This is a genomic window from Roseibium sp. AWQ4_254 (assembly GCF_056161025.1).
Map to the genome: position 1 here is coordinate 67400 of NZ_JBSWYH010000013.1, position 15705 is coordinate 83104.

General features: G+C 59.4%; 8 protein-coding genes. 7 read left to right on the forward strand and 1 reads right to left on the reverse strand.

Annotation, left to right across the window (positions count from 1 at the left end; all coding sequences use genetic code 11):
- The first annotated feature begins 11 nt into the window (after nucleotides 1-11).
- The 7 genes from phnE to ACXAIC_RS11865 all read left to right on the forward strand — a co-directional run bounded on the left by phnE (nucleotide 12) and on the right by ACXAIC_RS11865 (nucleotide 13856).
- Entirely contained in the window at nucleotides 12-1352 is a 1341-nt protein-coding gene (phnE, locus tag ACXAIC_RS11835) for a phosphonate ABC transporter, permease protein PhnE (protein WP_475178531.1), read from the forward strand.
- A 156-nt stretch (nucleotides 1353-1508) separates the two neighbouring features.
- On the forward strand, nucleotides 1509-2708 hold the full coding sequence (locus tag ACXAIC_RS11840) for a lytic murein transglycosylase (RefSeq protein ID WP_475178535.1): 1200 nt from the start codon (nucleotides 1509-1511) through the stop codon (nucleotides 2706-2708).
- 139 nt (nucleotides 2709-2847) lie between these two features.
- Nucleotides 2848-3489 (forward strand): ParA family partition ATPase, encoded by a 642-nt coding sequence (gene parA / locus ACXAIC_RS11845; RefSeq protein ID WP_475178537.1) that lies wholly within the window; start codon nucleotides 2848-2850, stop codon nucleotides 3487-3489.
- Between the two features lie 151 nt (nucleotides 3490-3640).
- Nucleotides 3641-4051 (forward strand): hypothetical protein, encoded by a 411-nt coding sequence (locus tag ACXAIC_RS11850; RefSeq protein ID WP_475178542.1) that lies wholly within the window; start codon nucleotides 3641-3643, stop codon nucleotides 4049-4051.
- Nucleotides 4052-4312: 261 nt separating this feature from the next.
- On the forward strand, nucleotides 4313-9853 hold the full coding sequence (locus ACXAIC_RS11855) for an alpha-2-macroglobulin family protein (RefSeq protein ID WP_475178546.1): 5541 nt from the start codon (nucleotides 4313-4315) through the stop codon (nucleotides 9851-9853).
- A 6-nt stretch (nucleotides 9854-9859) separates the two neighbouring features.
- Nucleotides 9860-12007, forward strand: coding sequence for a penicillin-binding protein 1C (pbpC, locus tag ACXAIC_RS11860; protein ID WP_475178550.1), 2148 nt, complete (start codon nucleotides 9860-9862; stop codon nucleotides 12005-12007).
- A 652-nt stretch (nucleotides 12008-12659) separates the two neighbouring features.
- Entirely contained in the window at nucleotides 12660-13856 is a 1197-nt protein-coding gene (locus tag ACXAIC_RS11865) for a porin (protein WP_475178553.1), read from the forward strand.
- A gap of 265 nt (nucleotides 13857-14121) precedes the next feature.
- Here ACXAIC_RS11865 and ACXAIC_RS11870 read toward each other — a convergent pair whose 3' ends face one another.
- On the reverse strand, nucleotides 14122-15051 hold the full coding sequence (locus ACXAIC_RS11870; protein ID WP_475178556.1) for an alpha/beta fold hydrolase: 930 nt from the start codon (nucleotides 15049-15051) through the stop codon (nucleotides 14122-14124).
- Nucleotides 15052-15705 lie beyond the last annotated feature (654 nt).

A 15705-nucleotide genomic window follows, 5' to 3' on the forward strand; every position in this document is an offset into this window, starting at 1 on the left:
AAGGCGATCAGATGTCTCTTCTTACTCCCGCGCAGATGGCCGACATCGATAGCCGGTTTCCCGGCGTGATCGACCGGCCGCTCTCCCGCCGCCTGCTGCCCGCCGGGGTGGCGGTCCTGGTGCTTGGCTATCTGGTCACCTGTTTCTTCTCCTTCGACGTTTACAATGTCATTGCGAAGACCCGGACCAACATGGTCGGCCTGTTTGTGCTCGATTCCTATGCCTACAAGATCCACGTCTTCAAGAGATTGAAGGACGATCATTTCCAGGCCAATCTGGAAGGCAGCCGCCGCGCCGCCTATAAAACGCTCCCCGGATGGGTGCAGGAAGAAGGCGGTGACACGCGCATTGACCTTGGCGCCATCGGCTATGTGGAGGTGGGCAAGGATCAGGTGGACTTTTTCAAGGCCGGGGACGATCAGCCGTATCGTGTGACCTATGAAAAGGGCGTGCCGCCGCGTTATCTGGGCGAAAATCCACCGTCCTGGCTGCGGGCCAGCAAGGCGCAGGTCGATATGCGCCCGAGCCTTTATGCCCGGATCTGGATCACCAAGAACAAGATCGAGGTGCACCGGTATTTCATTGGCTGGGAGAATTTCTGGTTTGATTTTCAGTCCCCCCTGAATGCCTATTCCTTCTCCCAGCTGGCCGGGCTGGCCTTTTCCGGCGACAGGATCAATCCGGATCTGCCGAACTGGGAGTTTATTCTCAGTGAGTTCTGGAACAACGCGGACTGGCAGCACGGGGATGTGTTCTATGCGCTGCTGCAGACGGTCATTATGGCGCTCGTGGGCACGCTGATCGCCGGTATTCTGGCGCTGCCGCTTGCCTTCGCAGCGGCCCGCAATGTCAATCCGTCCGGAGCGGTCCGGTTCGCCATCCGCCGCCTGTTCGACTTCCTGCGCGGGATTGATACGCTGATCTGGTCGCTGATCTTCATCCGCGCCTTCGGCCTTGGACCGCTGTCGGGTATTTTCGCGATCTTCTTTACGGACACAGGCACGTTCGGCAAGCTGTTTTCCGAATCCATCGAGAATGTGGACCGCAAGCAGATTGAAGGCATCCAGGCGACCGGGGCGTCTCCGGTTCAAAAATACCGCTTCGGGGTGTTTCCGCAGATCCTTCCGCTGTTCCTGTCCCAGCTGCTCTATTATCTGGAATCCAACACCCGCTCGGCCACGGTGATCGGGGCCCTGGGGGCCGGTGGTATCGGCCTGAAGCTTCTTGAAACCATGAGGACCCGGCAGGACTGGGAAAACACCCTCTACATCATCCTCCTCGTGGTGATTGTCGTCATCATGATGGACAATCTGTCCGGATGGCTGCGCCGCAAGCTGATTGAAGGCCGCTAGGCGGCCTGGAAGCACGGCCCTGAAATGGAAAAACCGGCCCATATGCGGCCGGTTTTTGTCTCTTCCTCTTGATAACTTGCCTCTTGCGGTTTCTGCCGTATTTCCATGAAGGTAGCGTGGTCGTGTCCGGGCGAGGACAAAGAGGGGATTCGGACAATGCGGTTGGGTGTTTGGAATTTTCTGACCGGGGTGGGGTTGGGGTCGGCGCTGGGTTTGCTTGTCTCTGGCGCACCGGCACTGGCCATTGAGAGCTGTGTTGCCAAGCTGAAACAACAGGCGGTCGCCGCAGGCGTGCGCGTCAACATTGCCGAGCGGATGCTGTCCGGCGCCTCTTATGATGAAAAGGTAATCCGCTTTTCCTCCTCCCAGCCGGAATACAAGACCGAGATCTGGGACTATATGGCCTTTCTAGTGGACGCGCAGCGCATCCAGGATGGTGCCAAAAATCTGAAAAAACACCGCAGAACCCTGTCAGCGATCGAAAAACGCTACGGCGTTAACCGCCACGTGGTTCTGGCGGTCTGGGGCATTGAAAGCGATTACGGCCAGTTCAAGGGGGATTTTTATACGCCCCATGCCTTGGCCAATCTGGTGTGTGCGGGCAAGCGCCGCCAGAAATATTTCAGGGGCGAACTGATCAAGACCCTGCAAATCGCGTCGCGCGGGGATGTGCCCGTGTCCGATTTTCAGGGCTCCTGGGCCGGGGCCTTCGGTCAGACCCAGTTCATGCCCAGCACCTATAACAGTCTGGCGGTGGATTTTGACGGCGACGGACGCAAGGATCTGGTCAACTCCGTTCCCGATGCGCTGGCCTCGACCGCCAACTTTCTGAAAAATGCCGGCTGGCGCGACAGCCGCGCCTGGGGGTATGAAGTCAAGGTTCCAGGCGGCTACAAAGGGCCGAGCGGACTGAAGAAACGGGCCTCCCTGTCCACCTGGGGCAAACGGGGCCTGCGCAAGCTGGATGGGGGACGCGTGTCCGGCAAGACCGAGGCGGCCCTGATCCGTCCGGCCGGTGCGAATGGGCCCGCCTTTCTCGTGACCCGTAATTTCAACGCCCTGCGCTCCTATAACGCCTCAACGTCTTACGGGCTGGCCATTGCGCTTCTGTCAGAGCTGGTTGCCGGCGGCAAACCTTTCCAGACGCCCTGGCCGACCGATAATCCGGGCCTGTCCCGCGCCCAAAGGCTGGATCTGCAGAAGCTGCTCAACAAGAATGGGTTTGATGTGGGGGAGGCAGACGGCAAGGTCGGCCCGGCCACGCGCGCCGGCATCCGCAAGGCGGAAGCCAAATTCGGCATGCCGGTGACCGGGCGGCCGTCCTGGAATGTCTATTACGCCCTGGGAGGCCGGTAGTCACAAGGGCTGGGCTTCTGATCAGACCGGTCGAAATTTAAGTGACGTAACGGGATTTAATTCCGGGTTTGACAGCAATGTCTTGTTGCGCTGCGAAAAAGGACGTCGCAATATAAGGTCGCATAAACGGAGGTATGCGATGTCCGGTCGAATCTTGACGGTGGCCCAGCAAAAAGGCGGGTCCGGCAAAACAACGCTGGCGGCCCATCTGGCTGTTGCCCTTGCCCGCCAGTCCGGCGAGCCTGTTGCCATTTTGGATGTGGATCCGCAAGGCTCCCTCGGAACATGGTACGAAGCCCGTGAACGCAGCCTTGGCGAGGATGAGACCGGTCTGGAGTTCCGCACCGCATCGGGCTGGGGCGCCCGGCGGGAAGCCCGGTCCCTGGCCAGATCCCATGGCTATGTGGTGGTCGACACCCCCCCGAAAACCGACACGGACGCCAAACCGGCGATTGATGCGGCAGATTATGTCATCGTTCCGGTGCAGCCGACGCCGGTTGATCTGTGGGCGACCTCCCAGACCATCGAACTGGCCTCCCGGGAAAGCACGCCAGCCCTGCTGGTGCTCAACCGTGTGCCGCCGCGGGCATCGCTGACGGCGGAAATGACCGACGCAATTGTCGAATCCGGCTATGACACCCTGACCACCCGCCTGGGCAACCGCACCGTGTTTGCAGCCGCCATGGGCAAGGGCTTTGCCGTGACCGAAGAAGCCCCCACAAGCAAAGCCGCCCTGGAAGTGGCCTCCTTGATCGAGGAACTTGTCTCCCGGACCGGGTAAATGTGCGGTGCTGATCGAATCAAGCTAGGCTTGAAAGATATCTTTTCAAATTTATTTACTTATAATTCAATCGCATTTCAGCGTTTTTGAGGAATAGAATTGTCCTTCAAAATACACATGTGAACAAATAGTCTTTCAATAGGGGGAAGAGATGTTTGTTGCTTTTCAATTGCTTGATGGATCATCAAAAACAATTCCAGCTCATAGCTTAATTCGGATCCGGCCAACGGTTTTCTTTTATGAACCGGGGGACAAAGTGATGATTCAGTCGGAGTCGCAGCAAAGTTTCAGCCGAGAGCCTCTTGAGGCGCTTGTTGAGCGGTTTGCCGCTGCCGCTCCACTGGTGAAGCTGCGCATGCTCGATGAGCGGCCTGTTTATGTTTCAGCGCAATGTGTCTTTGAGGTGTCTCCGCCAAATTCGGTAATTCACAATCCGAAAGCTAATGCTATTGTACAATTCGGTGCTCATGATGGATCAGGAATGCCGCTGGAGGGCGTATTTTCTTCTGTTCTTGAAGATGTTTTGCAAGTGCAACAACTGCTCAATGACGCGATACGCTGAAATTGTCAAAAGCGCTCAGGATCGGCTTTTTGAGTTGAAAATACTGTTCGACAGGAGCGTGAGAAGATCAAACGCGGTGTTGGGGCAGTGCGGAGTGTTGACCTCTTCACTGCGGTTTTAGGCTCTCGTTGGTAGACCAATCATGGCGGGAGTGACGCGCTCTTATTGTGACAAAGTTGCATAAAACCTGCACAAAACCGCCTTGCAATTGTCACGTGCCAGTGCGTTCATATGTGCAGTTCCTGGTCCGGGAGGCAGACCTTGCTGCATATTTTCAATCTCTTCACCCCGATTTTTTCCGTGAAACCGCTTTTGGCGCGCGAAACGCTTCTAGCCGTTGCAGCCAGTGCTCTTGCCTTTGGCAGTGCCACATTTCAGGCGGCCGAGGTGCGGGCGCAGGACCGCAAAATCGTCACCATTGAGGACGCTGATTTTTTTGGCAGCGACTACCAGACAGTCAAGGAGGTCGACCTTGAGGGCTGCAAATCGGCCTGTCTCAAGGACGAAAAATGCCGGGCCTTTACCTTCAACACATCCGCTGGCTGGTGCTTTTTGAAGTCGGATTTCGGCTCGCTGCAGAGCTTTGCGGGGGCCGTTGCCGGCCGGGTGGTGGAAGTGCGGGCACCATCCGCCGATATTGTGGCCGACCGGAAGGCAGACCTGACATTCCTGACGGCGGACGAGCTTGAAGACGCCAAGACATTTGCCGCACGCATCGCCCATCGGCGCGGGCCGCGGGGAACCTCCATCGGCGCTCTGCGCCAGGGGGGCGAGGAGGCTTTGCGGCGCTGGCAAGGGGACGTTGCAAAAAAAAGTTTCGTGATGCTGCTCAATCTGGACCCGTCGGATTTTGATGGCTGGGTGGGGCTGACCCAGGCTCTGATCATCCGGGAGGTGCCGGACTGGGACGAGCGGAAGATCAATCGCCGCAACGCGATTTCGGCCGGGATCAATGCTTATCTGCGCGCTGTCAATCCGAGGGAACAGGCCCTCGTGCTGGAGCAGCTCAGCCGGGCGTTGCTCAAGAGCGACAAGCCCATGCGCTCGATCAAGGCAGCGCGGGCAGCCCTTGCCCTGGAAGATACACCTGAACGGCGCCGACGCTATGATCGGCTTATTGCCGAATACGGTTTCAGGATTCTCAGTCACTCGGTTGAAACGGAGGGAACGACACCGAGGGTCTGCGTGGTCCTGTCACAAAAGCTGCCGGTTGGAGAAGATCTCAGCCCGTACATGGTTGTCCAGGGTCCCGGAACAGTCTCCATTGACGCGCAAGGCAACCAGCTATGTGCTGAGGGGCTTGAGCACGGCGCCCGCTACGAGGTCACGATCCGCAGCGGCTTGCCGGCCCTGGATGGCGAGACCCTTGAAAAGGCGGTGGATCTGTCTGTCTATGTGCCGGACCGGTCTCCGTCCGTCCGGTTCCTGAGCCGCTCCTATGTCCTGCCCTCCGGCGGATCGCCCACGATCCCAGTGGTCACGGTCAATACAAGCGAGGTGGAAGCAAGCATTTACCGGATCGGCAACCGGTCCGTCGCCGGCGTCCTTCGGGACAAGAGTTTCCTGCGCCAGTTGAGCAGCTGGCAGGCGGACAAAATTGAAAACGAGCTGGGCGAAAAGGTCTGGTCCGGTGTCCTGGAGACGGAGAACCGCCTCAATCAGGATGTGACAACCGCCTTCCCGGTCACAAAAACCGGCCTGACGCTGAAGCCGGGTGTCTATGCCATGACGGCCCGCTCGAAGCTGAGCCGGAAAGACGACTGGAGCAAAGTGGCGACCCAATGGTTTCTGGTTTCAGATCTGGGGTTGAGTGCCTTGTCCGGCGACAATGGTATTGTCGCGAATATCCGTTCTCTTGGAACAGCCAGGGCGCTCGAAGGGGCGACGGTGCGCCTGCTGGCCGTGAACAATGAGGTGCTTGGCGAAACGACCAGCGATGCGGACGGGCGGGCAGAATTCGCCGCCGGTCTGACCCGTGGGCGCGGCGGTCTTGCTCCCGGCGTGCTGGTCGCACAAACCAGGGACGGGGACTATTCCTTCCTGGATCTGCGCAAACCCGCCTTTGACCTCTCGGACCGGGGCGTTGAAGGCCGGCCCGCGCCGGGGCCGCTGGATGTCTTCGCCTGGACGGACCGGGGCATCTACAAGGCCGGCGAAACCGTTCATGCCCAGGCCCTGTTGCGCACGGCTAAGGCCATCGCACAGGAAGCGTTTCCGCTGACCTTCCTGTTCACGCGCCCGGATGGTGTCGAACATGCCAGATACACTGTCGCCGACAGCGGTCTGGGAGGGCATTTGCAGGATCTCGTCCTGAGTGATTCAGCCCAGCAAGGCCAGTGGTCCTGGCAGGTCTTTGCCGATCCGAAAGCCCCCGCGCTGGCTCAGGCAACTTTCCTGGTGGAGGATTATCAGCCCGAACGTGTGGATTTTGATCTGCAAACCAAGGTTGAGGCCTTCAGCCGGGAGGGGGGCACGCCGGTCTCCCTGACAGCCAAGTTCCTCTATGGCTCTCCGGCCAGCGGCCAATTGCTGCAAGGCGATGTCATTGTGCAGCCCGTACGCACGCACAAGGCGTTTCCCGGCTATCAGTTCGGCCTGGAAAACGAGGAAGGCTATCCCCTGCGGGGTGGTTTGCCCGATGGCCTGAAGACCGACAAAACGGGCCGTTTGTCCTTCAACGTTGTGCTGCCAGAACTGACCGACACGACCGGGCTATACGATGGCACCGTGGTGGCCCGGCTGGTGGAGGCTGGCGGGCGGGCCGTGGAGCGCCATCTGGATCTGCCAGTGGAACAGGACGGCCCGCGTATCGGCATCAAACCGGCATTTGACGGGGATGTGGATGAAGGCGGACCGGCTGACTTTTCGGTCATTGTGCTTGGGGCCGATGGCAAGCGGCAGGAGGTCCCGGATCTGGCCTGGACCCTCTATCAGATCGAGCGGCGCTTTCAATGGTACAAGCTGGACGGACGCTGGTCCTACGAACCGATTGTAACAAGCAAACAGGTGGCTGCCGGAGCGCTTTCAACCAGCGCCTCAAAACCGGTCGACCTGTCTGTGCCGGTGGATTGGGGCGAGTACCGGCTTGAGGTCAAAGGCGGCACCGGGCTTCAAACGGCAACCAGCGTGACGTTCAATGCCGGCTGGTATTCAGCGGGAGAAACCTCCGAAACACCGGATTTTCTGGACGTGGGGCTCGACAAGGCAAGCTACCAGCCGGGAGATATTGCCAAATTGCGGCTGAAACCGCAGATGGCCGGCATTGCCGTCATCAATGTGCTGGCAGGCGGCGTGCTGTCCAGCCAGACGGTTGAAGTATCCGGGTCGCAAACCGAGGTCAGCATTCCTGTTTCCGGGACCTGGGGGGCAGGGGCCTATGTGACCGCCAGCCTGTTCCGGCCCATGGATCTTGCCCAGAAACGGATGCCGTCCAGAGCGATTGGCCTTGCCTGGCTGCAGGTCGACCCGGGCGCGCGCGAGCTCCAGGTGGAGTTGAGCGTGCCGGAGCGGATAAAGCCGGAAACGGTGCTGGACGTGCCGGTCAAGCTGGCGAATCTGAAGGCGGGTGAAAAGGCGTATCTGACCATTGCCGCCGTGGATGCCGGGATCTTGAACCTCACGGGCTACAAGACCCCGGATCCGGAGGGCTGGTATTTCGGCCAGCGCCGTCTTGGCACGGAGATCCGGGATCTTTACGGACAGCTGATTGACCGGATGGCCGGAACGGCGGGCCGGATCCGCTCTGGCGGGGATGCCATGGCGCAGCGGCTCGACGCGACGCCGCCTGAGGACGAACCGTTGGCGCTGTTCTCCGGGCTTGTGGAGGCTGGGCCGGATGGAACAGCAAGTGTTTCCTTCGACATTCCCGATTTCAACGGGGCGCTGAGGCTGATAGCCGTGGCCTGGAGCAAGGACGGGGTTGGCCATGGGGAACAGGACATCGAAGTCCGCTCCCCGGTCGTGATCAGCGCAAGCGCTCCTGCGTTTCTCGCGCCGGCCGACACCTCCCGCATTGCCATTGAAATCGACAATCTGGACGGCGCGGCCGGGTCCTATACTCTGGATGTATCGGCTACACGCGGCCTGATGGTCGACAATGCAGGCCGGGCAGAGCGCTTGCTGGACCTTGAGGCCGGGGGCAAGGCGGTCGTGCGGTTGCCGGTTGCCGCTGGGCCCACCCCGGTGAATGGTGAAGTCCTGCTGGCCCTGACCGGACCGGACGGGCAGGCAGTGGTGAAGCGGGTTGCTTTGAATGTGCGCAACACCCAGCCGGATGTGGTCAGACGCACGTCCTTTCAGCTGAACGCTGGCGCGAGCCTTGAGCTGGGGCCGGAGAGTTTTGACGGCCTTTTGAGCGACACGGTGGATGTCAGCCTGACCTTGGGCGGCGCGGCCTCTATCGATGTCGCCGGTCTGCTGATGGCTCTGGACAGGTATCCTTACCGCTGCACCGAACAGACCACCAGCCGGGCATTGCCGCTTCTGTATCTGGGCGAGGTTGCGGAAGCAGCCGGACTTGGAACGGACAAGACCGTAAAGGAAAAGGTCGAAGCTGCCATTACCCAGGTTCTCTCCAGGCAGTCGTCGTCCGGGGCTTTCGGACTGTGGAGCAGTTACATTGACGGGGGGATCTGGCTCAGTGCCTATGCGACAGACTTCCTGACCCAGGCGCGGGACAAAGGCTATCACGTGCCGGAGCAGGCCTTTATCGCCGCGCTGGACAATCTTGAAAACCGCCTGTCCTACAGCACCGGCTTTGAACAGGGCGGGGAAGGAACGGCCTATGCCCTTTACGTTCTGGCCCGGAACGGGCGGGCGTCCATGGGGGATCTGCGCTACTATCTGGATGTGAAGCTGAAAGACTTCCGAACGCCCCTTGCGAAGGCCCAGCTGGCGGCCGGCCTGGCCCTTTACGGGGAAAAAGACCGGGCGGTTACCGGGTTCAAAGCAGCCCTGTCCGCCTTGAACCGGGAAAAAGACGCTGAGTTCCGCCTCGATTTCGGCTCCAAGTTGCGCGACATTGCTGCGGTGACAGACTATGTGGTGTCCGCGTCCCTTGATCCCCATTTGAAAGACGAAGCACTTGGATTGCTGACATCGGTCCAGAAAGTGGCCGGGCGCCGCTCGACCCAGGATATGGTCTGGCTGCTTCTGGCGGCCAATGCCCTGAACGACAAGACGGAAGATGCAAGAGTTGCCTTTAACGGTGTGGAAACGCCCGGGCGGCTGGTCTGGCAAATGGAGGGGGCAGGCCTTGAGGCAAGCCCTGCCCTGATCAGAAACAAGGGCACGGATCCGGTCGATTTGCTGGTGTCCGTGAGCGGAAAGCCCAGTGTGCCGGAACCGGCTGGCGGGGTTGACTATGAGATCGAGCGTCACGTCTATGATCTGAATGGCACTCCGGTCGATCCCGGCGCCATTGCGGTCAACACCCGGCTGGCGGTCGTGCTGACGGTCCGTGCGCTGACCGACCAGCCGGGCCGTCTCATGGTCGTTGACCGGCTGCCCGCCGGACTTGTGATCGACAATCCCCGGCTGTTGCGTTCCGGTGACCTTGGTGGATTGCCGTTCCTGAACATGGTTCAGAACACCGAGCATGCCGGAGTTTTCAAGGACAGGTTTGAAGTGGCCGTCGACCAGAACCGGGTCAGCGACCGGGTGATGACCTTTGCCTATCTGGCAAGGGCGGCAACTCCGGGGGCGTTTGTTCATCCGCCCGCAACGGTGGAGGACATGTACCGGCCTGACCGGCATGCCATCACGGAGACGGGCCGGTTCAAAATCCTGGGCCCGGTCAGGTAAACGGACGTGGCCGCGGGCAAGCCTCAGCAAAAGCAAGGCGCCGGCTGGCGCCGGACGGCGGCGGCGCTCGGAGGGCTGGCCCTGTTGCTGGGGATCTTTCTGGCTGGGAGCGCCTGGAAGGTGGTCCGGGACTATCAGGCCTTGCCGCCGCCGGTCAGCCCGGCCGGGGTTCCGGTGTCGGCGGTCGTTCTGGACCGGGAGGACCGTCTGCTCCGGGCCTTCATCAGCCGGGATCAGAAATGGCGCCTGCCGGTTGCTCTCAACGAGATTGATCCGCTGTACCTGAAGCTTCTGCTCGCTTTTGAAGACAAACGTTTTTACGGTCATGGCGGCATTGACGGCCGGGCCGTGGTGCGGTCAGCCCTGCAAAGCCTCCGGCATGGGCGGATTGTCTCCGGCGGGTCGACCTTGACCATGCAGGTGGCCCGGTTGCTGGAGGAACACACCACCCGAAGCCTGCAGCGCAAATACCACCAGTTCCTGAAGGCTGTGCAGCTGGAGCAGACCCTCACCAAAGACGAAATCCTGACGCTTTATGCGCTCCGGGCGCCTTTTGGCGGCAATCTGGAGGGGGTTCGCGCGGCCAGTCTGACTTGGCTGGGCAAGGAACCGGGCCGCCTGACCCCTGCAGAAGCGGCCCTGCTGGTGGCCTTGCCCCAGAGCCCGGAAGCCCGGCGGCCGGACAGGCATCCGGAAAGAGCCCGTGTGGCCCGCAACCGGGTGCTGGCCAGAGCCCAGGCCGCAGGCGTCCTCTCGGCCGAAACAGTTGCGTCCGCGCAAGCCGAGCCGGTGCGGGCCCGGCGGCACGCCATGCCCTTTCTAGCCCCCCATGAAAGCCGGGCCGCCTATTTTGCAGCGCCAAACCAGCCGGTTCATCGGCTGACCCTGAACAAGAATGTGCAGGCGTCTCTTGAACAGCTGGCCAGACGGCGGGCGCAGGCGTTGCCAGCGCCTGTTTCCCTGGCGATTGTGGTTGCCGATCACCAGAGCGGTGAGATCCTGGCCAGCGTTGGTGCCCCGGATCTTCTGGACGATACCCGTTTCGGGCATGTGGATATGACCCGGGCTCTCCGCTCGCCTGGCTCCACACTCAAACCCTTCATCTATGGTCTGGCGTTTGAAGAGGGAATCGGCCTGCCGGAGAGCCTGATTGTGGATCGGCCGACCGATATTGGCGGATACCGGCCAACCAATTTTGACCGGGCGTATCAAGGCACCGTCACCCTAAGCGAAGCGTTGCAGGCCTCTCTCAACACGCCGACGGTCCAATTGCTGGAAGCGGTGGGACCGGCGCGGCTGATAGCCCGGTTGAAGCGGGCTGGGGCCCGGCCGGTTCTGGACAGCAAAACGGGGGCCGGGCTTGCCATCGGCCTTGGCGGTCTCGGCCTGTCGCTGAAGGATCTGACGCAAGCTTATGCGGCGCTTGCGGGCGGGGGACGTCCAGTCCAGCTCCATGTCTGCCGGTCCGGATGCGGGACGGAGAAGCGGGAGAAGGTTGGCAAGGCGCCGGTTCTGTCGCCCAAGGCCGCCGCCCTGGTCAGCGGTATTCTGACGGGCATGCCACAAGTGCAAAGCGCTGGAACCAGCAAGATCGCCTATAAGACCGGCACCTCATACGGCTACCGGGATGCCTGGGCCGCCGGATATGACGGACGGTTTGCCGTGGCCGTATGGGTGGGGCGTCCGGACGGCTCGCCTGTGCCGGGTCAAACGGGCCGCACGGCCGCCGTGCCGATTCTTAAGGACACGTTTCAAGTGCTGGGCGCCAGGCGCGTGCCGCTGCCGGCCCTTCCGCCGTCTCTTCAGGATTTGCTGGAGGACCGGCCACCGGCACCCTTGCGCTACGCACGGACGGCCGCCCGGCAGAGCGTAGACACAGAACGTGCCAACCTGCGAATCGCGTTTCCCCCGGAGGGGGCAGAACTTGATTTGGGGATGTCGGATGTAACAGGTGATGCAGAGACGGCACAGCCCCTTGTGGTCAAGTTCAAGGGCGGCACTGCCCCCTATGGGGTGCTGATCAATGGACGCCCGCTCGGGTATGACACCCTTGACCGTCAGCTGATCTGGCAACCGGAAGCGCCTGGCTTTGCAAGTGTGACGATTCTGGATGCCCGGGGACAGCGTGCGGGCGTCACGGTGCAGATTCGGTAACCCGCTCTCAAGCGTCAACAGACTGAACCGGAACGGAGAATCGCAAGGCTTCCAGCCAGCGGGGCTACCGTTGCAGCTCGTCTTTTCCCTGGTCGAACCCTCTGATGCACCAAAAGCCGTGTTAACTTTTCCGTCGAAAGAGCTTCAAGCGAATACTGAAGGAGAAGGATTTATTTTCCGAGCAATACATTAAATAATTCGAAAAAATAAATATAAATAAGAAATTATCGTATTGTTCAAAATATAAAATTCTAAGATCGAAATATTTTAAATCATATTGAGTTCAATGGCATTGAGGGAAGCTGGTAAATATAAGCGGATGACGCTTGTTTTGTTTGAATATTGACCTGATTTTAATCTGAATATTTTCGCAGCGTATGCGTTGTGTCAAATGGAGAAGCCGAGGCCCGTAAACGAAATGTTGCACAAAAAACACACAGGGATTTGCTTGTGCTGCTGCCGGGCGTTTAGCGCTTGAAGATTGCCGCTTGGTTTGGTCTTTAAGGTGATGCGACGGCGAGAAATCGCCAGTGAAAACGATCAGGAATGAATTCCAAAGTCGTTTTTGAAGGAAATCGCGGGGACGGAGCCTGCTTCGACTTTAGGGAAAAAGCGGTCGGCTCCAACGTAAAATGACTTTTGGAGGTCAGATATGAAACTTAAGGGCTTGATGCTCGGCGTAGCAGCTGCTGCTACCGCTTCCACCGCCCAGGCAGCCGATCTTCCGGTTGCTCCGGAGCCGGTCGACTATGTTCGCGTCTGTGACGCTTACGGCTCTCGCTTCTACTACATCCCGGGCACGGAAACCTGCCTGCGCGTTGGCGGTCGTCTGCGCACGCAGTTCGTTGTCAACAACGTGATGGACAATGGTGCCTGGGGCGACCGTGATGCTGACGGCTACAGCTGGCTGACACGCGGCTATGTCTACCTTGACGCCCGCACGGCAACTGAATTCGGCACGCTGCGTGCCTATGTTGCTCTGCGTCAGGAGATCACCAACGGTGAAGCTAAATCCAAGCTTGACGCTGGTTACATCCAGTGGGGCGGACTGACAGCTGGTTACCTCGGTTCCAACTTCAACATCTACACCGGTCAGGCCTTCGTTGGTGTTGTGACCCGTGACTGGTCCGATGTCACGACCAACCAGATCGCTTACACCGCTGCTTTCGGCAACGGCTTCTCTGCAACTCTTGCTCTTGAAGATCGTTCTGACCGTGAAGTTGGTGATTATGGCGGCACGCGCGCTCCGGACGTTGTCGGTGTTCTCGCCGTGTCCCAGGGCTGGGGCTCTGCACAGCTGTCTGGTGCTCTGCATCAGGTCTACCCGGATGTTGCTAACAACAATGCAACTGGCGGCGAAGACAACTACGGCTGGGCAATCGGTGCTGGCGCCGTGTTCAACCTGCCGTTCGCGAACTCTGGCTCGAACATCTTCTTCCAGGGTTTCTATGCTGATGGCGCACTGTCCTACATCGGTAACGGCATCACCGGCGTGACCCTGGTCAACAAGACCACTGGCGATGAGATCGGTTCCGTATCTGACTACAGCGGTGATGACACCAACTCCGGTTACTCTCTGTCTGCTGGTGCATATATCCAGGCAACTCCGACTATCGGTCTTGCGCTTGACGGTTCTTATGCTCACGTGGACATCGAGAACATTGTTGGCAACACCGATGGCGACATTGATCGTTGGGCAATCGACGGTTCTGTTCAGTGGGAGCCGGTGTCTGGCTTCTTGCTTGGTGCAGACGTTGGTTACGCAAACACCAGCGGTGACGTCGGCAGCCTGAACGTTGACGATCTTGACGAACTCAAGTTCGGCGTTCGTATGCAGCGCACGTTCTAATCAATCCTCGAATAGAGGTTTGATGGAAAACCCGGCGGAGACGCCGGGTTTTCTTGTTTTTGGAGCGCATCGCGTTTATTTGAATTCAGACTGTTTCAGATTTCGCGTTCGAGGCGCAGCCGAGAGACAGTGAGATCTGAATCCGGTTAAACGCGATTTGCCATAGAGTGAATTGCGTTCAAACGGGTTCAAACCGGTTTGTCTTTTGCGTTGAAATCTCTAAATTCAGGCTGCGATACCCAATTCCGGTGAAACGCGGCTTCCTCTAAAGACGTTCCAGAAAGTCTGAAACAGCCTCATGGGTGTCCCGGTCCCAAAGTGCGGGAGCATGACCTTGTCCGGGAATGGTCCTGACTTCAGCGTTCGGATGATCAGCGGCCATTTGCCGGACTGTTTCAGGACTGAGCAGATCGGAATGCTCGCCGCGCAGAACAAGAACCGGCCTGTCGGTGAGGTTCTGATAGAGAGGCCACAGGTCGGGCAGGGGCGTGGCATCATCAAAACTGGCCAGTTGACAGGCCAGCGCCGGGTCATAGTCCAGAACGACCTCGCCTTTGCGTTCGGACGCCAGCTGGTGAGCCAGTTTCAGCCAGCTCTTCTGGCAAAAGACCGGAAATTGCCGACCAAGCGTGTGTTCCAAAGAATGCGCGAGTTCCTCGAAACTGCCGGATCTCATCTTGTGACCAAGGGTCGTGGCGATCCGGCGGATGCCCTGCATCTCGATATGCGGTCCGATATCGTTGAAAATGACGGCAGCCATGCGCTCATTGCCGTAGCGGTTGGACATGGCAAGGGCGTGCAGCCCGCCGCGCGAGGTGCCTAGCACGGCGAAACGGTCCAGCCCCAGCGTGTCCAGTGCGGCGGCGATGTCGTTTTCTTCCACCGGCAGTGCATAATTTTGCCAGTCCTTATCCCAGGCGCTCTTGCCGCGCCCGCGATAGTCAAGCGCGATGATGCGATGGCCATTTGCCTGAAGAAATAGGGCTATATCTTTGAAATCACGGGTGTTCCGGGAAAGGCCCGGCAGGCAGAGAAGTGGTATGCGGGCCGGAAGCGCAACGGGATTTGATGGCGCAGGCCGCCACTCACAGCCCGACAGCAAGAGGCCGTCGGAACTTTCCCACGTGAAGTCTTCCCCGTTTGGAAGAAGTGCGGCGTCACGGGGGGCGGACACCTCCTGTTGTGCGGCCGTCATGACGGTCTCCCGAAAACGTTTCCATCCAATTTGTATTTTGTAACAAGATAGAGGGCAGGGAGAACGGCTGCCAATGGGAAGAACCCTTACGTAACTTCCACACAGGGTTGAGATAGTCCATCGGGCCTTTGGCCATCAGTCCGCCGGGCGCTGCGCGCAAACGGAGTTGGGGGATGGCCATGGCCGCCCACTAGTACCTACCTTCACCAAATAAGACCAACCTCACTAGATAGAAACCCATCTGATGGCGCTGGTCCGGATTGGCCGGCAAGGCGCGTTGCGCAGGACGGCCTTTATGGCCGTTCAAGCGGCGCAACGCAGTCCGGCGGGCCGGAGCAGGCCACCGAGGCCGTGTTTGAGGACTGTTCAGCTGCGTCCCAGGTTTTGAACGATAAACCACATCGCCCTGCAACCTGCTCCTTGCCGAACAGTCCCCAAACACGGTCAGATCGGTTCCTAGCTATTGAGGTTGGGCTAAAGAAATCCCATCTGGGCGCGGCGCAGGTCTGGCAGCGTTGCGCGGAAGGGGCAGGTCAAAAGAAAGTGCATTGCCGGGCTTGGAAAGCAGCCAAACCCATTGCTCCTTTGACATCAGATGAGTATGTTGCGCCTCCATTGAGAGGAGATTGGTCCGCTCGTAAAATCACAAGCTTT